This is a genomic window from Aquimarina sp. ERC-38 (assembly GCF_026222555.1).
Taxonomy (GTDB): Bacteria; Bacteroidota; Bacteroidia; order Flavobacteriales; family Flavobacteriaceae; genus Aquimarina.
Genome location: NZ_CP098511.1, coordinates 1,931,522 through 1,952,898 on the forward strand (window position 1 = coordinate 1,931,522; position 21,377 = coordinate 1,952,898).

At 36.3% G+C, this 21,377-nt stretch carries 17 protein-coding genes; 7 read left to right on the top strand and 10 right to left on the bottom strand.

The window, feature by feature from the left end; all coding sequences use genetic code 11:
* Positions 1-20: 20 nt before the first annotated feature.
* Positions 21-1,109, bottom strand: a complete 1,089-nt coding sequence (locus NBT05_RS08105; protein WP_265772984.1) for an SDR family oxidoreductase — start codon at positions 1,107-1,109, stop codon at positions 21-23.
* A gap of 91 nt (positions 1,110-1,200) precedes the next feature.
* On the opposite strand from NBT05_RS08105, the gene NBT05_RS08110 reads away from it, so the two are divergent.
* Entirely contained in the window at positions 1,201-1,368 is a 168-nt protein-coding gene (locus tag NBT05_RS08110) for a hypothetical protein (protein ID WP_265772985.1), read from the top strand.
* Between the two features lie 614 nt (positions 1,369-1,982).
* Here NBT05_RS08110 and NBT05_RS08115 read toward each other — a convergent pair.
* The 6 genes from NBT05_RS08115 to NBT05_RS08140 are packed head-to-tail and all read right to left on the bottom strand — an operon-like array spanning position 1,983 to position 6,277.
* Entirely contained in the window at positions 1,983-2,786 is an 804-nt protein-coding gene (locus NBT05_RS08115) for a TPM domain-containing protein (RefSeq protein WP_265772986.1), read from the bottom strand.
* Complete coding sequence (locus NBT05_RS08120) at positions 2,786-3,226, bottom strand: TPM domain-containing protein (protein WP_265772987.1); 441 nt, start codon at positions 3,224-3,226, stop codon at positions 2,786-2,788. Before NBT05_RS08120 ends, NBT05_RS08115 begins: the two co-directional genes overlap by 1 nt.
* Positions 3,226-3,831 (bottom strand): LemA family protein, encoded by a 606-nt coding sequence (locus tag NBT05_RS08125; RefSeq protein ID WP_265772988.1) that lies wholly within the window; start codon positions 3,829-3,831, stop codon positions 3,226-3,228. The genes NBT05_RS08120 and NBT05_RS08125 overlap by 1 nt, the downstream gene beginning before the upstream one ends.
* Positions 3,832-3,851: 20 nt before the next feature.
* Positions 3,852-4,181: a MerR family transcriptional regulator gene (locus NBT05_RS08130; RefSeq protein ID WP_265772989.1), complete on the bottom strand. Its 330-nt coding sequence runs from the start codon at positions 4,179-4,181 to the stop codon at positions 3,852-3,854.
* Positions 4,182-5,300, bottom strand: coding sequence for a CapA family protein (locus NBT05_RS08135; RefSeq protein ID WP_265772990.1), 1,119 nt, complete (start codon positions 5,298-5,300; stop codon positions 4,182-4,184).
* The gene (locus NBT05_RS08140; protein WP_265772991.1) at positions 5,300-6,277 is read right to left on the bottom strand and encodes a M23 family metallopeptidase; all 978 of its coding nucleotides are present in this window, start codon (positions 6,275-6,277) and stop codon (positions 5,300-5,302) included. Before NBT05_RS08140 ends, NBT05_RS08135 begins: the two co-directional genes overlap by 1 nt.
* A 213-nt stretch (positions 6,278-6,490) precedes the next feature.
* On the opposite strand from NBT05_RS08140, the gene alaS reads away from it, so the two are divergent.
* Both alaS and NBT05_RS08150 read left to right on the top strand, forming a co-directional pair.
* The gene (gene alaS, locus NBT05_RS08145) at positions 6,491-9,136 is read left to right on the top strand and encodes an alanine--tRNA ligase (protein WP_265772992.1); all 2,646 of its coding nucleotides are present in this window, start codon (positions 6,491-6,493) and stop codon (positions 9,134-9,136) included.
* Complete coding sequence (locus NBT05_RS08150; protein WP_265772993.1) at positions 9,137-10,102, top strand: GSCFA domain-containing protein; 966 nt, start codon at positions 9,137-9,139, stop codon at positions 10,100-10,102.
* On the opposite strand, the gene NBT05_RS08155 is transcribed toward NBT05_RS08150, so the two are convergent.
* From NBT05_RS08155 to gldJ, 3 genes are all read right to left on the bottom strand, one after another.
* Complete coding sequence (locus NBT05_RS08155) at positions 10,099-10,929, bottom strand: O-methyltransferase (RefSeq protein WP_265772994.1); 831 nt, start codon at positions 10,927-10,929, stop codon at positions 10,099-10,101. The two genes, NBT05_RS08150 and NBT05_RS08155, sit on opposite strands and share 4 nt — an antisense overlap.
* A 73-nt stretch (positions 10,930-11,002) precedes the next feature.
* The gene (locus NBT05_RS08160; RefSeq protein ID WP_265772995.1) at positions 11,003-12,304 is read right to left on the bottom strand and encodes a UDP-N-acetylmuramoyl-tripeptide--D-alanyl-D-alanine ligase; all 1,302 of its coding nucleotides are present in this window, start codon (positions 12,302-12,304) and stop codon (positions 11,003-11,005) included.
* A 314-nt stretch (positions 12,305-12,618) separates the two neighbouring features.
* Entirely contained in the window at positions 12,619-14,292 is a 1,674-nt protein-coding gene (gene gldJ, locus NBT05_RS08165; protein ID WP_265772996.1) for a gliding motility lipoprotein GldJ, read from the bottom strand.
* Between the two features lie 215 nt (positions 14,293-14,507).
* Here gldJ and porU point away from each other — a divergent pair, with 215 nt between their 5' ends.
* The 4 genes from porU to pdhA all read left to right on the top strand — a co-directional run bounded on the left by porU (position 14,508) and on the right by pdhA (position 21,375).
* Complete coding sequence (porU, locus tag NBT05_RS08170; protein ID WP_265772997.1) at positions 14,508-18,332, top strand: type IX secretion system sortase PorU; 3,825 nt, start codon at positions 14,508-14,510, stop codon at positions 18,330-18,332.
* Positions 18,333-18,372: 40 nt separating this feature from the next.
* Positions 18,373-19,551 carry a type IX secretion system outer membrane channel protein PorV gene (porV, locus tag NBT05_RS08175; RefSeq protein WP_265772998.1) on the top strand — a complete coding sequence of 393 codons (1,179 nt, stop codon included), beginning with the start codon at positions 18,373-18,375 and terminating at the stop codon, positions 19,549-19,551.
* 197 nt (positions 19,552-19,748) lie between these two features.
* Positions 19,749-20,231, top strand: coding sequence for a cytidine deaminase (cdd, locus tag NBT05_RS08180; protein ID WP_265772999.1), 483 nt, complete (start codon positions 19,749-19,751; stop codon positions 20,229-20,231).
* A 142-nt stretch (positions 20,232-20,373) separates the two neighbouring features.
* On the top strand, positions 20,374-21,375 hold the full coding sequence (gene pdhA / locus NBT05_RS08185) for a pyruvate dehydrogenase (acetyl-transferring) E1 component subunit alpha (RefSeq protein ID WP_265773000.1): 1,002 nt from the start codon (positions 20,374-20,376) through the stop codon (positions 21,373-21,375).
* Positions 21,376-21,377 lie beyond the last annotated feature (2 nt).

Sequence of the window (21,377 nt, forward strand, 5' to 3'; positions counted from 1 at the left end):
ATATTACCATAAATTTATAGTTACCAATTCTGACTTTTAAAATTCATAGTAACTGCATATTTAATATTATTTGAAAGATAGGATAAAAGATTGTAATCAGGAATTTGAATAAATTCTTCCAGAAGTTCCGTGTCCCATTCCTGAGATCTAGAAGTTAGATAAGGGTTTAAATGATTACCTATGGTCTTGTAATAAAATTTTTCTAAATCATTCATATCTTCATAAGCTGAATTGACAAAGGAGTAATTTGAAAAACCTACAGAATCCAAAATTTTAGATATGCCTTGTATAATATTAGTTCCCTGTTTGTGAGTTATGTTTAAGTAAGGTAGGTTAGCATCTAATACTTTAACGATAACTTTTGCCGCGTAGTCATTAGGAATAATGTTTAAATTTGCACTAGCGTTTGTAACAATTCGAATAGAATCTTTCTTATCTGCATGATAAAAGAATTTAGCAAATAAAAAAAACACCATGTATCTGGATATAAATGACTCCGGTGCATCCATAGTGTTGCCTCCCAGAACACTTGGTCTTAAAATTTGAAGTTGTATATGATCTTTTAAACATTGCTTAGTCAGAAATATTTCAGAATGATGTTTTGATTCTTCATAGGCGTTTCTAAAGGATGAAACTTTATATGTGCTATAATCGTTTTCTATAAAACCTTCTACATTACCTATCGAAAACGCAGTACTGATAAATACGAACTTTTGTATGTAGTTCTTATATGCACGATATAACTTTTTAGTAAATTGTAAGTTCTGATTAATGATATCTTCATTCTGAGATTCGTTGACAGAAAGATTTACATATCCGGCAGAATGTATAAAAAGAAAGTTTTTTTCTTTAAGAAACAAGTGAGGTAAAAAGAAATTCTTTTCTTCAATACATACAATCTTTTTTAAAATATCAGAAATATGATTTTTAATGCATGGAGGGGCAAATTCACTTTTTAAAACTTTTACAATTCTTTCTTTACCCGTAGTATGGTTCTTATCTCTAACTAATAAAAAAACGCTTTGTAAATTATTCCCCTTCTGTAAAAAAAGTTCATAGAGTATTCTTGATCCTAAAGTTCCAGTAGCACCCGTTAATATGATATTCATATGATGTTATTCGTCAATATGTTAGTAGTGTATAATTATAGCTAAATAAATATAAAATGGCATAGAAGATTTATAAAGAAAAAAATTGAAGATGAAAACAAAAAATGTAGGTATGGCCATAGCTAAAGCAAGGCTTTTTAACGCAAAAATTCAGATTTTTTCTATAAAGATTCATGTAGTTAAAGTTGATTTAGCTATGAACAAAGGCTTTATTAAAATAGTACCTTATTTGCTGAGTTTAACAAATTCTCCTGAATAACAAATTCTTTTATAGTAGGTAAAAGTACCAGTACCACAGGAAAAGCCCAAAATTAAAAATAAATTACCTTTAAATACGTAATTCATATTATAAAGTTCTGCTTTACTTCTATTGCTTCAATCAGTATAAGATGCATGTGGAAGTTGCGTTTTTAGGAAGGTAATCCGATAATAATTTACGTAATATAAAAGAACCCTAATTTTAGAAAGAAGTTCAACTTATTAGACTTGGTTTTTTGTTATAAAAATTAGGATTATAATAGCAATTGTTGTTTGAAATTAAAATTCTCGGGCTTCGAGAACCTCAGCCCTCCTTTCATTTTTAAATATTCAGCCCTCCTTGTATATATAAGGTTCAGTACTATTTAATTTATTAATTCACTATAATTTTAAAAGTGTTGCTGAAAATTTCATACAAAAGAAACTTTAGAGCTTAAGACTATAGACTTAATACTCAATACCGCTTGTACAACTAACTTAAGACTTTACACTTAATACTTTATACTTAACACCTCTAACTTAATACTTTATGCTTAATACCTCTTACTTAAGACTTAATACTTCTTACTTAAGACTTAACACTGCTAGACTTAATACTTTATACTATAAAAAAACCTACCAACTCCCGCCAGCACCTCCACCGCCGAAACCACCGCCACCGAAGCCGCCACCAAAACCTCCGCCGCCACCGAAGCCTCCGCCACCGGAACCGCCACCAAAGCCACCACGACCCATACTGCTTAAAATTAGGATATCAAGCAAGCTACCTGCACCGGATCGACGTCCTCCGTTTCTTCCGCCACCTTTGTTATTTTTGGACATGGATAAAATAATAATGACAAAGATGATAATAATTAGAATCATTGAAAATGGTGGACCATCACTTTGAGAATTTCGTGGTCGACTTCCTTTAAAAGTACCGTTTAACACCTCAAAAATAGCAGAAGTCCCTTTATCCAATCCCCCGTAAAAGTTACCTGCTTTAAATTCAGGGGTGATGATCTGGTCGATAATGGTTTTTGTAGTAAAATCCGTAAGTCGTTCTTCCAGACCATACCCGGTAGTGATAAAAATTTTCCGGTCTTCTTTAGCTATTAAAATAAGCAAACCATTATCTTCTTTAGACTGCCCGATTCCCCATCGTTGCCCCCATTCAGCTGCGTAGGTGCCAATATATTCCCCCTGCAACGAATTGATAGTAGCTACTACAATTTGAGTCGAAGTAGTATCTGCATACTGAATAAGTTTCTGTTCTAAGCGCTTGGCTTCCTGTGGAGAAAGTATATTAGCGCCATCATATACAGATGTTTGTTGGGTAGGTTTAGGTGGAATTTGTAATTGACCATATAATGGCAACAACAAACCCATCAGAATTGTGAATAGTGCAGTAAATCGAACTTGTTTTACAATGGTTTTCATTAGCCTTTCGAAATTTCATCCGGTAATTCATTTTGATCCGAATGATCCCATGGAAAATGGGTTTGTAGTTGTTCTCCTGCTTTTAAAATGCCTTCTACAAAACCTTTTACGAACTCTCCATTTCTAAAATGAGATTGAATTACGGTACGCGTACTTTCCCAAAAATCATCCGGAACTACTTTATTGATCCCGATATCTCCGTAAATAGAAAAGGTATGGTCCTGAACTGCAACGTAAATAAGTACACCATTCCGTTGTGCCGTGGTATCCATTTTTAACCAGTGAAAAACTTCCGCAGCACGTTCAACCACATCTTTATCCGTATGAGGTTCGATATGCACCCTAATCTCCCCGGATGTGGTCAGTTCTGCCTGTCGTATGGCTTCTACAATTTCCTGTTCCTCTTCAGCGGTTAGAAAAGCTTCAACTTCAGATTTCATTAGCTATTAAAGTCAAAATCAACATCCGGTGCTTTCTCAGATCCTTCTTCAGCTTCAAATCTTGCCATTTTATCAAAACTACCAAATAATCCTAGTACCAGGTTGTTAGGAAATACCCGTAGGTATTTGTTATAAGTACCTACTGATTCATTAAAGCGATTACGTTCGACGTTGATACGGTTTTCTGTCCCTTCTAACTGTGTTTGTAGGTTTAAGAAATTCTGATTTGCTTTTAAATCAGGATAGCGTTCTACGGTAACTAAAAGTCGGGATAGGGCAGAGGATAGCCCGCTTTGTGCCTGTTGAAATTGTTGTAATTGTTCAGGAGTGATATTACTAGGGTCAATATTTACACCGGTAGCCTTTGCCCGTGCTTCTATGACTTCAGTAAGCGTATTTCTTTCAAAATCCGCAGCCCCCTGTACCGTTTTGACCAGGTTGCCAATTAAATCATTTCTACGTTGATAAGCACTTTCTACATTAGACCAGGAAGTTTGCGCATCTTCTTGAAGGGTAACTGCCTGATTATAACGTCCTGCAAATACCATATATAAAACGACAACAATAGCAATGATTATTGCTATGGGAACTAATACTTTTTTCATAATTTGTAATTAATAAGTGGTCAAAGTTGATTTTTTATTTTTAAAAGTTCTGACTTGATCCCTTCTAATTTTTGAACGATATGAAAATTAGTCATGGCAGCATCCTTTTGTTCTTTTAAATGTATTTTAGCACCTTCCAGGGTAAAACCACGTTCTTTTACCAGATGATAGATAAAAGATAGGTTCCTCACATCTTCCGGGGTGAACTTACGGTTGCCTTTTGCATTTTTCTTGGGTTTGATCATATCAAATTCCTTTTCCCAAAATCGGATCAAAGAAGTGTTCACTTGAAAAGCTTCGGCGACTTCTCCGATACTGTAATACATTTTTTCAGGTAAATCTACGTGCATCTAACTTCCTTTTTGTGGTTCAAAATTACCTTCTTCATCAAAAACTAACGGGTTTTCAGGAAAATCCTCGGTTGATAATGCTTTAATTTCTTTCAAAGCTCCTTTAGTATTATCCATAAAAGGATACACTTCGTCCTCTTGCTTTGCACTATATAATTTTCCTTTTATAAACTTCCCACTTCGATCAATTTCAACCGCAACTATCGGAGCGTATCCTTTAATTCCGGTTACATTAAAACGAGCATAGGTACAGAAATTACCTAAACTGTAAGCAATAAATCGATCTTTATATACTTCAAATCCCCGAGATACATGAGGTCCATGACCAAAAATTAAATCGGCACCTTCATCAATGAGTTCGTGAGCAAATTGATATACATTACCACGGTCTTCTCCATAATATCTTTCAGTAGATCTGGGAACATGCGTATGTTCAAAACCCTCAGCACCCCCGTGAAAAGAGACCAGGATAACGTCTGCCTTCTCTTTTAATTCACGTACAATACGTCTGGCATTCTTTATATTTTGAATCTTTAAGCAATCTTTGTTAGGAGCAAAAGCACAAAACCCGTAAGTAATTCCGTCTTTTTTAAAAACGGTGGATTCCTGAGCAAAAATACCTGCATAAGCAATGTTATACTTTTTCAAGGTTTTTGCCGTGTTTTTAATACCAATATCTCCAAAATCCCCAATATGGTTGTTGGCAATACTCATTACATTAAATCCGGCATCCTGAAGATAGGTGCCATAAGCTTCCGGAGAACGAAAAGAATAACATTTGGACGGATCGGAGCAGTTCTTAGCATTTTCTCCTGTATCCGTAAGGGTGCCTTCTAAGTTTCCAAAGAGTACATTGGCTTTTTGTAACAACGGCATGACATTTTTAAAAGGATGTTGACCGGGCGGTGGCAGGTAACTTACATTCGGAAAGTTCGTACCCATCATGATATCACCTACGGCCATTACCGTATAGGTTTGATAAGCAGCAATTTTTACTTCGTAAGATTCAAGTAATTCGGTTATGGAATCCAGTTCTTTTTCTGGTAGTAACTGGGCGTATGTAGTGACGTTTATAAAAAGAAAAAGTATCTGACAAAACAAAAATAGTTTTTTAAGCATCAATCCAGGGTTTCATTGATCAATGTAGATGCTTTCAGCATTTCATTAAATTCTTCCGTAGTCAAACTGCCGTAATAAAAATTACGGGGATTGATACGTTCACCGTCTTTAAATATTTCGTAATGCAGGTGTGGTGCTACAGATCTTCCGGTACTCCCTACATATCCGATAATATCACCTCTTTTTACTTTTTGTCCTTTTTTAACATTGTATTTACTTAGATGCGCATATAAACTCACATAATTAAATCCATGGTCAATACGCACGTGATTTCCGTATCCGGTAGAATTGGCATCAGCCCGGGTAATGGTGCCACTTCCAGAAGCAAAGATTGGAGTTCCGGAAGGAGCAGAAAAGTCCATACCGTAATGAAATTTTCTCGCCTTTGTAAAAGGATCACTTCGCCATCCGTAACCCGAAGCCATTCGTTTCATATCCGAATTTTTAATAGGTTGTATGGCGGGGATTGTAGTTAATAATTCTTCTTTTTGCTCAGCTAACTTGGCAATCTCATCCAGAGAGATGGATTGTACCGCGATCTGTTTAGTTAATTTATCAATTTGTTTTTTAGTATTGGTAATTAATTCCGAATTATCATACCCTTCATATCCTTTATAACGGTTAATCCCTCCGAAACCGGCATTACGTATTTCTTCAGGAACGGGCTGTGCCCCGAAGTATAATCGATAGATATTATCATCTCGTTCTGCAATTTCCTGTAATACTTTATGATCTTTCTTTAATTGCTTATTAATTAATTCGAACTGCAACTGCATGTTCTCCAGTTCTCTTTTATAGGCTTTCTCTTTAGGAGTTTCTAAAGCAGGAATATTTAAATAAATCAGGAGTAAAATAAAACCCGCTAGAAAAGCACCAAGTACTCCAAGAATGGCAATCCCAAACTTGCGACCTTTCTTTTGTTCTATTTTACGATAGGATAAGGTATCGCTGTCGTAGTAATATTTAACCTTTGACATAATATAATTTATACTATTTTTGCAGCATATTCGCTAATAATACCAGGTATTGCTAGCGTTCTATACAAATATAACAAAATGTAGTAGAGTTGGGGTATGATCGTATGACTAAAACCGGAAACTGGTAACAGGAATTCCTTAGCGTAAAAGATTCTTATAAAGAAATCAATACTATTCAATAACCACCTATTACACTAAACAAAACTCATCGTTGTGAAATCACAAGAAATTCGTAAACAATTTTTATCTTTTTTTGAATCCAAAAAACATAAGGTAGTTTCTTCTGCTCCTATGGTCATTAAAGATGATCCGACTCTTATGTTTACTAATGCCGGAATGAACCAGTTCAAAGAATATTTTCTTGGAAATGGTACGCCTGCTGCTGTTCGGATTGCAGATACACAAAAATGTTTACGGGTAAGTGGTAAACATAACGATCTGGAAGAAGTAGGGATGGATACCTATCACCATACCATGTTTGAAATGCTCGGTAACTGGAGTTTTGGGGATTATTTTAAGAAAGAAGCTATTCAGTGGGCCTGGGAATTATTAACCGAAGTTTATCAACTGGATAAAAATAGTTTGTATGTTTCGGTTTTTGAAGGAGCTCAAGAAGATCAATTGGAGTTGGATCAGGAGGCTTATGACCTCTGGAAAGCGATTGTAGATGAAGACCGAATTATCTTAGGAAATAAAAAAGATAATTTTTGGGAAATGGGAGAACAAGGTCCTTGTGGTCCCTGTTCTGAGATTCATATCGATTTACGGTCAGATGAAGAAAAAGGTAAAGTGCCCGGCAAAGATTTAGTAAATCAGGATCATCCGCTGGTGGTTGAAATCTGGAACCTGGTGTTTATGCAATACAACCGAAAAGCCGACGGGACACTTGAAAAGTTGCCTGCGCAGCACGTCGATACCGGAATGGGTTTTGAACGTTTATGTATGGCACTACAGGGCGTAAAATCTAATTATGATACGGATGTCTTTACGCCGTTAATTCGTGAGATTGAAACCATTACTTCACAAACCTATAAAAAAGAAAGCGATCCGAATGAGTTAGATGGGAAGGTAAGCGTGGCTATTCGTGTGATTGCAGATCATGTAAGGGCGGTTTCTTTTTCTATTGCAGACGGACAGCTACCTAGTAATACGGGGGCAGGTTATGTGATCAGACGTATTCTACGAAGAGCTATTCGCTATGGCTTTACCTTTTTAAATACTAAAGAACCTTTTATTTATAAGCTGGTAGAGACTTTAAGTAGTCAAATGGGAGCTACCTTTCCGGAATTAAAAGTTCAAAAAAACTTAATTATTAATGTAATTCGGGAGGAAGAACAATCATTTCTACGAACTTTGGACCAGGGGCTAGTGTTATTAGATAAAGTGATTGCCGAATCTACTACGAACAAAATACCAGGTGAAAAAGTTTTTGAACTTTACGATACCTTTGGTTTTCCGGAAGATTTAACCGCGTTGATTTTAAACGAACAGAAGTTTGCGTATGATAAAGAAAGTTTTGACCGGGAATTACAAAAGCAAAAAGACCGTTCCCGTAATGCTTCTCAGACTACTACGGAGGATTGGATTGTGTTACAACCCGAAGTTCAGAGTCAGTTTATTGGGTATGACCAGTTAAAAAGCGAAGTTGCTATTGTCAAATATAGAAAAGTGGAAAGTAAAAAGGAAGGAGTACAATATCAGCTAGTATTCGACCGTACTCCTTTTTACGCAGAAGGAGGGGGACAGGTAGGGGATAAAGGCTACCTGGAAGACACTAATGGAGATGTAGTTTATATTATAGATACCAAAAAGGAAAATAACCTGGCGATTCACTATGCCAAATCCTTACCTAAAGAAGTAACAGCCACGTTTACCGCGGTAGTAGATAAAAAGCAAAGGTTACGATCAGCGTCAAATCATTCTGCAACTCATCTTTTGCACCAGGCGTTACGTTCTGTACTAGGCAAGCATGTAGAACAAAAAGGGTCTATGGTGCACAGTGGATATCTTCGGTTTGATTTTTCTCATTTCGCCAAAGTATCCGAAGAAGAACTACAGCAGGTTGAAGATTTTGTCAATGCCCGTATTCGGGAAGCCTTACCGCTTCAAGAGCAAAGAGCAACCACTTATGATAAAGCAATAGCAGAAGGGGCTATCGCCTTATTTGGTGAAAAATATGGGGATTCAGTGCGGACGATCCGGTTTGGAGAGTCTATGGAATTATGCGGAGGTACACATGTGGATAATACCAGTGCTATTTGGCATTTTAAAATTACCGGTGAAAGTGCGGTTGCTGCTGGTATCCGTAGAATTGAAGCAATGACAGGGGATGCGGTTAAAGAATATTTTACCAGCCAATCTGATACTTTTTCTAAAATACGTAAAGAACTGAAAAATCCTAAAGACACGATTAAAGCCATACAATCTTTACAGAATGAAAATGCTGTCTTACGTAAACAGGTGGAAAGCTTATTAAAGGACAAAGCAAAAAATCTTAAAGCATCTCTAATATCTGAGTTTGAAGATATCGACGGAGTTCAATTTTTGGCTAAAAAAGTTTCGCTGGATACCTCCGGATTAAAAGATTTGTCTTTTGAATTAGGCAAAGAAGTGTCAAATGCTTTTATTTTGTTAGCGTCTCAGCAGAATGACAAAGCATTATTGTCATGTTATGTAGCAAAAGAGTTGGTTGAGACTAAAGAATTAAACGCCTCGACTACCGTAAAAGAACTAGGAAAGTACATCCAGGGAGGTGGAGGAGGTCAAGCTTTCTTTGCAACTGCCGGAGGCAAAAATCCCGAAGGTATTGAAGAAGCTTTACAAAATGCGCGAAAGATTGTTAGTAAAGTAACTACATAAATGAAATTATATACTCAAGTTCCGCTACAAGATCAAAATCCTAAAATATCCTATCATGATAATATGGTACTTCTGGGATCTTGTTTTGTAGAGAATATAGCAGAAAAACTATCCTATTTTAAATTCCGGCATATTTTAAATCCTTTTGGTATTTTATTTCATCCTAAGGCTATTGAAACTTTGCTTTGGATGGCTGTTAATAAAGAGCGGTATACAAAAGAGGACTTATTTCAGTATAACAATTTATGGCATTCGTTTGATGCGCATTCTTCTTTAAGTCATGCCGAAGACTATAAAGTATTGAGTAATCTTAATACGGGTGCTTCTAATTTATTTTCTGCACTACAAAATGCAAATTATATCTTTATCACCTTAGGAACAGCGTGGGTATATCAATTGAAATCTATTGACTTAATTGTCGCAAATTGCCATAAAATACCTGCATCTGAATTTGAAAAGAAACTATTGTCGGTAAATGATCTGGTGAGTTCGCTTTACAATAGTATCGAATTGATCAGACAAGCAAATCCAACTTGTAATATTATCTTTACAGTCTCTCCGGTAAGACACGTAAAAGATGGCGTTATAGAGAATAGTCGTAGTAAATCGCATTTGGTAACGGCTGTACACACAGTACTAGAAGAAGATAAAAATATCAATTATTTTCCTTCTTATGAAATCCTTATGGACGAATTGAGAGATTACCGGTTCTATAAACAAGATTTGCTACATCCCAATGAAACGGCCATTCAGATTATATGGGAACGATTAGTAGCAACCTGGTTTTCTAAAGAAGTACAACATGAAATAAAAGAAGTTGATTCCATACAAAAAGGATTATTACATCGTCCTTTCCATGAAGAAAGCGAACAACACCAAAAGTTCAAAACAGACCTGCAAAATAAGATAGCCAGCATTCAGCAAAAATTTCCGTTTATGAAATTTGAGAATGAAATAGATAATTAATCCCGGGATAAAAACATTTCTAATTCCAGTTTTTCCTTTGCTTTAAATTCAGTGTTATAAATAACTATTCCGGCCTTAAAAAAATCAATCGCACAAATAACATCCGGGTCTTCTTTTACTTTTTCCCAGGCCTGTTGCATATCAGGAGTCCAGTAAATATCGTCAAAAACGATTACCGCATTTCTGGCATAAAAAGGTTTTAACTGGTTAAAATAAGAAACTGTAGGTTCGTATTTGTGATTACCGTCAATAAATACAAAGTTGAGTTCAAGGTCTTCTATTTTTAAAACCTCCGGTAGCGTATCTTTAAAATCACCTTGTATTACCTCAGTTTCCACCGAAACATTTAGCTTCGAAAATTGTTCTCTTGCTATTTCGCACAATCGAGGAATTCCTTCTAAAGTAATAAACTGGTGATAAGGCCTATCCTCTATGGCAGTTAAATAATATTGCCCTGAAACTCCTAGATTGGTCCCTATTTCAAGAACACAAGAGGCGTTCATTTCTTTAATTATCAAATGTAAAAATTGACACCATATCTTGGGAGAAGCTGCTTTTTCGCAAATTTCGCTTACACTTGCCTTTTGGTCAGACCCAAAAAAATCATAACTTATAATTTCATCAGATTGTAACAAGCGATCCCGATATTCTTCAAGGATTTCAAATTGTGCTAATTCCTCATTCGTATATTCCTTATTTCTAACCCTTTTAAACACCCGTAGGATATTTCGGGTAGATGCATGGTGATGGTGTAATGCGTCCATGGATTTTTTTAAACGCAAATTACTGGTAATTAGATGCTTTGCTTTTTTGATTTTTTTTACCATAATTCTTACAAAACTTGTGGTTTAGAGTAAGGTAAAAATAATGCATTCATTATAAAGTAACTACATAAAGTATTTAATTTTCCCTTAAAATCGGACGCATTAATTTTTCTAATTGCATTCCGCGCGAACCTTTTAATAATATTCCTTCATGTTTTACCATCAATTTTTCAAATATAGGTCTTGCATTTTCCGTATTTTTTACTTTTACAGTAGATGATGTCTCTGGGGTAGTAGTAGAAAAGTGTTCTCCTATTAATAGAATAGTCGTAAATTCCTTTTTTTCTGCATAGGCTACAATTTCTTTATGTTCTGCCGTACTTTCTTCCCCTAATTCAAACATATCACCTAATACTACCAATTTCGTTTTAAAACTCATTCGTTCAAAATTATCAAGGGCAGCTTTCATGCTTGATGGATTCGCATTATATGCATCCAGTAGTATAGTTCGATCATCTGTTTTAATTATTTGAGATCGATTGTTATTAGGAATGTAATTTTCTATCCCTTCTTTAATTTTTTCCGGACTTACTTTAAAATAAGTGCCTATTGCTATTGCACACGCAATATTAGTTATATTGTAATCACCGACTAATTGGGTTTTAATATTTTGATCCTGAAAAGAAATTCCAACGTATTCTGAATCACTATTGCTTTTCACTTTTACGTCTGCGTCTACACTTTGTGTTGTAAAACTAAATTTCCTGATATTTTCTGTTTTCTTTAAAAGCTTTTTATCATCAGTATTTATAAATACCAGTTTTTTATTTGAACGTAGGTATTGGTACAATTCGGTTTTTCCTTTTAAAACTCCTTCAATACCACCAAAACCTTCTAAATGTGCTTTTCCAATATTGGTAATATAACCGTAATCAGGTTGAGCAATACTACATAAAAATTCAATTTCCTTCTGATGATTGGCTCCCATTTCCACAATTCCTATTTCGGTATTGCGATCCATGGATAATAAAGTAAGAGGTACTCCGATATGGTTATTAAGATTTCCCTTAGTAGCTACCACCTGGTAAGACTGAGATAACACAGCAGCAATTAATTCTTTAGTAGTTGTCTTTCCGTTACTTCCGGTAAGGGCAATAATAGGTAGGTCTAGATAGGATCGGTGATAAGTAGCTAAGTTTTGAAGTGTTTGTAATGTGTTTTCTACTAATATATATCGATAATCATGTTCATCATAAAATTGAGAATCATCAACAATAGCGTAGCTTGCACCACGCTCGATAGCTTTAGACGCGTAAGTATTACCATTAAAATTATCACCACTTAAAGCAAAAAATAAGTTGCCTTGCTGTAAGGTTCGGGTATCTGTATTAATCCCGGTACTGGTTAAAAACAGCTGATGAATTTCAGAAATGTCCATATGTAAATAGCGTTCAGAATAACAAGAAATATACTAATTTCCTTTGGGGATACGATAAATTTCATCGTTTAACTAAAAAAACTTTTACTTCCCCTCTTTCTGAAGTGAGAATGGAATGGGGTGCCTATTAAATATGTAAACCTGTCACTGAGCATTCTCTGATAAATAAAAAATTCAAAAAGTTGAGTTTGTTGGAACCCCTGCACAATCATAAAGTAACCAACCATTTCAATATCAGTAAATGCAGGATAAAAGTAAACCTTACTGTTTCCAGCAAGGTTTAGTAAACGAATTTTTATATATTTTCCTAGCGACTATTTAGGTTTAATATGCTTAGGTGTTTTCTTGTTTTTAGCTTTTTCACCCACTCGCGACATTGCATTTCTAAATCCGATAAAATCAGTTGCCATATCCTGCGGGAAGAATCTTCTTTGTGCCGGGTCTAGCCAATATGCACGATCTTTCCAGGAACCTCCTTTATACACTCGTACTTCATCACTAACGATCGTAGTACGAGTACTGGATTCGTCGTACTGTCTTTTCATTTTAGAAGGGTTATCTTCGTCAGGTCCTACGCTATGACGTGGAGAATTGTACATTTGACGATTAGGCAAGGTTTCATCCTGAAAACCTTCGTAGTACCTGGAAGAACTTTTATCTCCATCTCTAAAATTTCTGTTTTCGCTCTGAGTAAAGTTAGTCCTTAAGTAGGTTTCATTTTCATCAATCGGTATTTGTAAAATTCCTCCTGGTAAGACCCGAGCAACGATTTTACCATTACTTAAAGTATCGTAAACAATAGAATCCGTAGTTACGATCTTCACCGTTCCATCAGGGTTGATAGCATTTTTAGTATATATATTACCTCTGTAGTAATTGAAGTCATTGTACTCATCATCTACAATAGGTCTGTATACATCTGCAACCCACTCTGCTACGTTACCAGCCATATCATATAAACCATAATCGTTAGGTTCATACGACTTTACCGGTGCGGTAATATCAGCTCCATCATCACTCCATCCGGCAATTCCACCGTAATCTCCATCACTTTGTTTGAAGTTAGCTAATTGATCACCACGGGTTCTTCTTTTTCCGGAACGGGTATACATACCATCCCAAGGATATTTTTTTCTACCTCTATAGATATTATAACTTCTTAATTCAACTAATCCCAGGGCAGCATACTCCCATTCTACTTCAGTTGGAAGTCGGTATTGTGGTAAAAGCAAACCGTCTTTTCTTTGGATATATAACCCGGTAGAATCATTATTTTTTTCATAACGTTGTGAAGCTCGTCCTCCTCGGGTAGCTTCATCGTTACCACCATAAGTTTGATTAGGTGCATTTAAATATGTGTCCGTATCAAATGTACTTTCTGCGGATACATCTTCGAGTGGAGCACCTTCTCTAATAATTCCTTGTTCTTCCAGTATTTTTTCATTTACCCGGTTTGTTCTCCAGTTACTAAATTCAACTGCCTGAATCCAGTTAACTCCAACTACAGGGTAATTTGCATAAGCCGGATGACGTAAATAGTTATTGGTCATCATCTCATTAAAACCTAAACGATTTCTCCAAACCAGGGTATCCGGTAAAGATCCCTGATAAATGTTTTTATACTTAGGTTCTGTAGGAGGGTAAACACTTTTTAACCAATCCAGATATTCAAGGTACATAATATTAGTAACCTCTGTTTCATCCATATAAAAGGACTGAACGTGTTGTTGGCTTGGCGTATTATTCCAGTCGTGCATCACATCATCCTGAACACGGCCCATCGTAAAAGTACCACCTTCTACAAAAACAAGACCCGGACCGGTCTCTTGTTCCTTGTATTCTGTATTTACTTGAAAACCGCCTTCTTTAGAATTGTACTTCCAACCGGTTGCTCTGGAACTGTCACCGTAATCATTTTTACTACAGCTGACTAAGAAAACACCAACGGTAAGAACCATTAGCGAGTTAAAAACTAACGAGTTTTTCATAATTTTAAGTTCGTTAAAGTAGACTTTAGGGTTCGCAATATACTAATAAACGTTAAATTTACCCTAACATTTTTTAAAATTTATCAAATATCATATTTTTCTATTTAACAATATCTGACTTTTGGTAGAACGTTCTATATTCCCGTTTATTATTATTTTTGAAGAAATTCTAATATTTAGTAAGCACTAAACTGCAGATGAAATCGTTATAGATTATGATGAAAAAGATACTCCTCTTACTAATACTGGGTCATTTCGCACAGGCTTTTGGCCAGACAACAAAAAAAATTGCCATCACCTGGAAAGAAATTTTTTATGAAACGACTACGGCAAATTTCAAATTCCCTGCTTTTGATCGACAATTTTTAGAGTACCAGGACCCTGGGGTCATTTATTATGTAAATCAATGGAAAACTCCTGGATCCATAGATGCAAACACTGCAAAAATTAGTAATGTTTCCTTTGAACCTATTAGTAAAGAGCAATTAAAAAATCTTACTATAAGCGACATTCCGGAGCAAATTGATTTTAAAGTATCTTCCATAAACTTTAATGGAAGTCCGGGGATTCATCTGAAGTTAAAACCTTTTGTAAGGAAAGGAAGCCAATATCAGAAGATCACCAGTTTTGACCTTTCTTATGCTAATGGAGTATCTACAAAAAACTTCCGTAGAAAAATGGGGTTGACTTCTTCGGTGCTGGCAAATGGAGACTGGTTTAAATTTCAGGTAGGAGAAACAGGCGTTTACAAAATTTCTGCATCTTTCTTAGAAAGTATGGGTATTGATCTATCAAATGTTAACCCAAATACGTTAAAAATTTATGGTAACGGTGGTGCTATGTTGCCCTTACGTAATATGGACAATACCCAATTTGGCTTAAGAGAAAATGCCATACAAATAATAGGGGGAGAGGATGGGATTTTATCCGGTGATGACCATATTTTATTCTATGGAGAAGGAACTATGGGGTTTAATCAGGAAAATATGACTCATTTAAATCTATATGATGACCGGTCATTTTACTATATTACTTACGGAGGCAATCCGGGTAAACGTATAGCTGCTTATGTGGAACCTACGGGAGCCGCAACTACACAAATAAATCAGTTCACCGAAAATCAATTCGTGGAAAAAGACGAGGTGAACCTAGGTTCTTTAGGAAGACGTTGGTTCGGAGATAATTTTGATATTGAGAACACCAAAAATTACAGTTTTAATTTTCCCAACCTGGTAACTTCTGAACCGGTAGAAATAAGTGTACAGGCAGCTGCTTCCGCAGAGTCTTCTACTTCTATGGATATTAATGTCAACGGAACCAATCTTCAAACCATAACCTTCGGAACTACCGGGAGTTTAACGGTTGCTAGTGGTTCCGGGACTACTTCTACATTCAATGCTTCCTCAGATAATATCAACGTACAATTAACCTATAATAATGGACAAAACCCCCGGGCACAGGGATATCTGGATTATATCAGTATTACAGCAACAAGGGCATTAAGAGGAACCGGATCTCAATTTCAGTTTTCTAATCAGGATAATGCTTTACAAACAGGTATTGCTGCTTACCAGATTACTAATGCTTCTTCTATCACCCAGGTTTGGGATGTATCGAATCCGACCAATATAACCAGATTGACCAATACCTCCGGAACCCTAACTTTTAAAAGTAGGTTGGGAGATCAAAATAAGAAATTTGTAGCCTTAACTGCTACGGATTTTTTGGATCCGATTCAGGATTCTGAACCTAAAGTAGATAATCAAAATATTAAAGGAACTATTTTTCTAAACCAACAACAACAATTTCAGGATGTAGACTACTTAATTATTGCAAGAAAAGAATATCTTTCTTCGGCAAACCGACTCGCAGAACATCATAGGAGCCGTAACGGATTTAATGTAAAAATTCTAACCTTAGCTGATATTTATACAGAATTTTCCAGTGGAAAACAAGATATTGTGGCTATTAGAAATGTAATAAAATATGTATATGATAATGCCTCTGAGGAGAGTAAAAGATTAAAATACCTCGCATTACTAGGAGACGCCTCGGTAGACTATAAAGATAGATTGCCAGATAATACAAATGTAGTTCCAATCTTTCATTCTCTACGTAGCTTCTCAACCTTATCTTCATTTGCTTCAGATGATTTCTTTGGATTTATGGACCCGGAAGAAGGTCTGGTGCAAGGTAGTGATAAGCTGGATATTGCCGTAGGGAGAATTCTGGCAGGTTCCCCACAACAAGCTGAAAGAATGGTTGATAAGATCGTAAATTATAACAGCAAACCTTCTTTTGGAAGATGGCGAAATTCAATTTTATTAGTAGCTGATGATGTAGATGTGGATTGGGAGGAAGCCATACAGCTTAATCTGAACGATTTGGGGGATCGCCTTTTTGAAAGCAAACCCTTTTTTAATATTGAAAAAGTATATGCTGATGCCTTTAGGCAACAATCTTCTTCTTCAGGTTTTAGGTATCCTAAAGTAACCGAAGCGATAAACACCAATATTGAAAAAGGTGCCTTGCTAATTAATTATTTTGGTCATGGAGGTGAAGATGGTTTAGCCAAAGAATTTATTTATACAAAATCTGATGTTCAAAATTTAACGAATCAAAATCGGTATCCTTTATTTATTACGGTTACCTGTGAATATACTAAATTTGACAACCCTCTACGGGCAACGGCAGGAGAGTTGTTATACAATAATCCCGAAGGAGGAGCGATCAGCCTTATTACTACAACCAGAAGTATTGACGTTAGAACAGGTATTCGTTTTAATAACCAGATCACTGAATTTCTTTTTCCGGAAGGAGATAATTACCCCTCGGTGGCAGAAGCCGTACGCCTTACCAAAAATGAATCTTCAAGTAATGATATTCGAGTTGTATTTTATATTGGTGATCCCGCTTTAAAATTAGCCATTCCGGAACCTAACGTTCGCTTAACCCAAATTAACGGTACTCCGATTGGCAATGATACCATCCCTTTACAAGCTTTGGGACGCGTGAAAATAGCAGGAGAAGTGGTTTCAAATACCGGACAGGTTTTGACAGATTATAACGGTGTTCTATCGTCGGCTATTTATGATAAAAATATTGAACGCAATACGCTAGCAAATGATAATACCCGTGATAGTGGTGGTGAAATTATAAAACTGGATTTTACAACCTTGGGTGAAATTATCTTTAGAGGAAAGGCTTCGGTTACCTCGGGTCAGTTTGAATTTGATTTTGTGGTACCCAAAGATATCAATATATCCGAAGGAAACGGACGGATTAGTTTTTATGCGGAAGAAGCAGAGGTTGCTCAAGATAGAACAGGGGCTAGTAATAATATTGTAATAGGTGGTATTAACGAAAACGCCCCCGAAGATAACCAGGGGCCGGAGATACAACTATTTATGAATGATGAAAATTTTGTATCCGGTGGCGTAACGGATCGTTCTCCCATACTTATCGGAAAACTACAGGATGAAAACGGAATCAATACAGCCAGTGGGATCGGACATGATTTATCTGCTATTTTAGATGATGACGAATCTAACCCGATTATCCTAAATGATTTTTATGAAACCGAATTGGATGATTTTACCCGTGGGGTGGTAAATTTTAAACTTAGGAATTTGGAGCCGGGCTTACATACGCTTCGTTTAAAAGGTTGGGATGTTTACAATAATGCCGGCACACAGGAAATTCAATTTATCGTAGCCGAAGATTCCGGTTTAGCTTTAGATAACGTTCTTAACTATCCGAATCCTTTTATCAGCAATACTCAGTTTTGGTTTGAACACTCAAGTAGTATTTCAGATGTATTAGAAGTTCAGGTTCAGGTATTTACTGTATCGGGAAAGGTAGTGTGGACAACCAATCAAACCCTGTCCGGAAAGACCAGTTATAAAGAAGAAATACAGTGGGATGGACGGGATGACTTTGGCGACAGAATAGGAAAAGGTGTCTATGTATATAAGATATCCGTAAAATCTACGTTAACTAATGAACGGGTAGAAGAATTTGAAAAACTCGTAATACTTTAAACGCTAAATTACTTTATATTTATCAAAATTTAATTTTCTTATGAAAAAGTTTATAATCTTCGGATTAATCTGCTTTACGTTTTTCAATGGTAGGGCACAGGGAGAAGGTAACAGACCTACCAGAGCAATTACAACTGCAGTCCCTTTTTTATTAATTGCAGCAGACGCAAGAGCAGCGGGTCTGGCAGATCAGGGAGTAGCTACTTCATCAGATGCTTTTTCTCAACAATGGAATCCGGCAAAATATGCTTTTTCAGAAATGCAACAAGGGGTAGGGGTGAATTATTCACCGTACTTAAGTAGCCTTGTGAATGATATAGGATTAGGTAATTTAACCTATTACAATCGTTTTGATGAGAGAATGGCAATTGCAGCAAGCTTAAAATATTTTAGTTTAGGAGAAATCGTTTTCAGGGAAAATGCAAATGATTTGGGGATTACTCAGCAACCAAATGAACTTACCTTTGATGTGTCCTATGCATTACAGTTATCTGAAACCTTTTCGATGGCCGTAGCCGGTCGTTATTTACGTTCGGACCTTCAATTAGATCGGGTTTCCGAAGCAGAAGCCGCAAGCGGATTTGGAGTAGATGTTGCCTCTTTCTATCGAGGTCCCGAAATTGCAATGAATTCTTTTAACGGTCGTTTAAGAGCAGGTGCGGTTATTTCTAATATCGGACCAAAACTTAAGTATGACGATGCCGGACAAGAAAGTTTTATTCCTACCACTATTAGATTAGGTGCAGGTTTTGATTTTATCCTGGATGAATATAACAGAATTACCCCTTCCATAGAATTTGCTAAATTGTTAGTGCCAACGCCTATTGAACCTACAGATAGCGATGGTAATGGTGAAATAGATCGTAACGAACAAATAGCCGCACAGAATGAGTATGAAGATATTAGTTCGTTCGGAGCCATATTTTCTTCCTGGGGAGATGCTCCCGATGGATTTAGTGAGGAATTGCAAGAATTTACCTGGTCATTAGGGGCAGAATATATGTATCGAGATGTTTTTGCTTTTAGGGCAGGATATTTTAATGAAGCCGAAGAAAAGGGGGCACGTAAGTTTATTTCTCTGGGTGCCGGGTTTAAGTATACTATAGTGAATATTGATCTATCCTACTTGTTTAATGCAGGTAGTACGAATAACCCATTAGAAGGTACGCTACGATTCGGACTTTCCTTTAATTTTGGAGAGCAGTACTACGATAGATAATATATATCTAAATAGTGCAATAGCTAAAAAACTATTTCTATATAAAGATAAAAGACCCCAAAGGTTTCTAAAACCTTTGGGGTCTTAATAGTTCCTGGTTACTATCAATATGGCTATAGTTATATTGCAATATTAAATAGCATAGAAGATCTATGTTATTTGATGTTAATTTGGCGATAAACTTTACTTTTACAAACATGAAGGAGATAAAAATAACCACTTCTCTTACTGTTTTCTCGGATATTTCGGCTTTGCCGGATCATATAGAGGAGTTAATGAAGCAGGCTATTCAAATACGAGAACAGGCGTACGCTCCGTATTCAAACTTCTTTGTAGGAGCAGCTATTTTATTAGAAAATCAAAAGGTAGTCCTGGGCAATAACCAGGAGAACGCCTGTTACCCTTCCGGATTATGTGCTGAACGTACGGCTATTTTTAACGCCGGTGCTAATTATCCCGGAGTAAAAATAGAAGCTATTGCTATTTCGGCACGATCAAAACAGTACCAAGTAAGGAAACCGGTACCTCCCTGCGGATCCTGTCGGCAAGCCATTTCAGAATACGAACATAAACAAGCTACAGCTATTCCTATTTATTTTATGGGCGAAGCAGGAGAAGTGTATGTATCCGGTTCATTATCTAATTTACTGCCATTTACTTTTGATAATACCTATTTATAAGGTAAACAAAACATTTTATACAATATCTTCTTTTACCATACTAAGTAATATGCTATTTTTGTGCGGAATTGTAATTTTAATTATTAATTAAAATTACAATTCATTTAATTACATAAAGCAACAACCCGCATTATACATTTTTATGAAAGAAATAACTAAAGAAGTTTATCTAAAATGGTACGAAGATATGCTGTTTTGGAGAAAGTTCGAGGATAAACTAGCTCAGGTATATATTCAACAAAAAGTAAGAGGTTTTCTACATTTATACAATGGGCAGGAAGCCATACTTGCCGGTGCGTTGCATGTAATGGATTTAACAAAGGATAAAATGATTACCGCTTACCGGAATCACGTACAACCTATCGGGATGGGAGTGGATCCTAAACGTGTCATGGCAGAGTTATTTGGCAAGGGTACCGGTACCTCACAAGGATTGGGGGGATCTATGCATATTTTTTCAAAAGAGCACCGGTTTTACGGTGGGCATGGTATTGTAGGAGGCCAGATTCCATTAGGAGCGGGCTTGGCTTTTGCCGATAAATATTTTAAAAAGGATGCCGTAACCTTAACTTTTATGGGAGATGGTGCCACTCGTCAGGGGTCTTTACACGAATCTTTTAACCTGGCGATGTTATGGAACTTACCAGTAGTTTTTTGCGTGGAAAATAATGGATATGCTATGGGTACGTCTGTTGCCAGAACGGCGAACCATACGGATATCTGGAAATTGGGGTTAGGATATGAAATGCCTTGTGGCCCGGTAGATGCTATGAACCCTGTAAAAGTAGCAGAAGCTCTGGATGAAGCTATAACCCGTGCCCGAAGCGGAGGAGGACCTACCTTCTTAGAATTAAAAACCTATCGATACAGAGGACACTCCATGAGTGATGCACAAAAATATAGAACCAAAGATGAAGTTGCCGAGTATCAAAAAATTGATCCGATTACCCAGGTATTGGATGTAATTAAGGAAAAAAACTACGCAACTGAAGAAGAAATAAAAGCAATGGATAAAAGGGTAAAGGATAAAGTCGCAGAATGTCAAAAATTTGCCGAAGAATCCGATTTCCCTGAAAAAAGCGTCATGTATGACGTTGTATACGAACAAGAAGATTATCCGTTTTTAGCACATAAACCCGTTTAAAT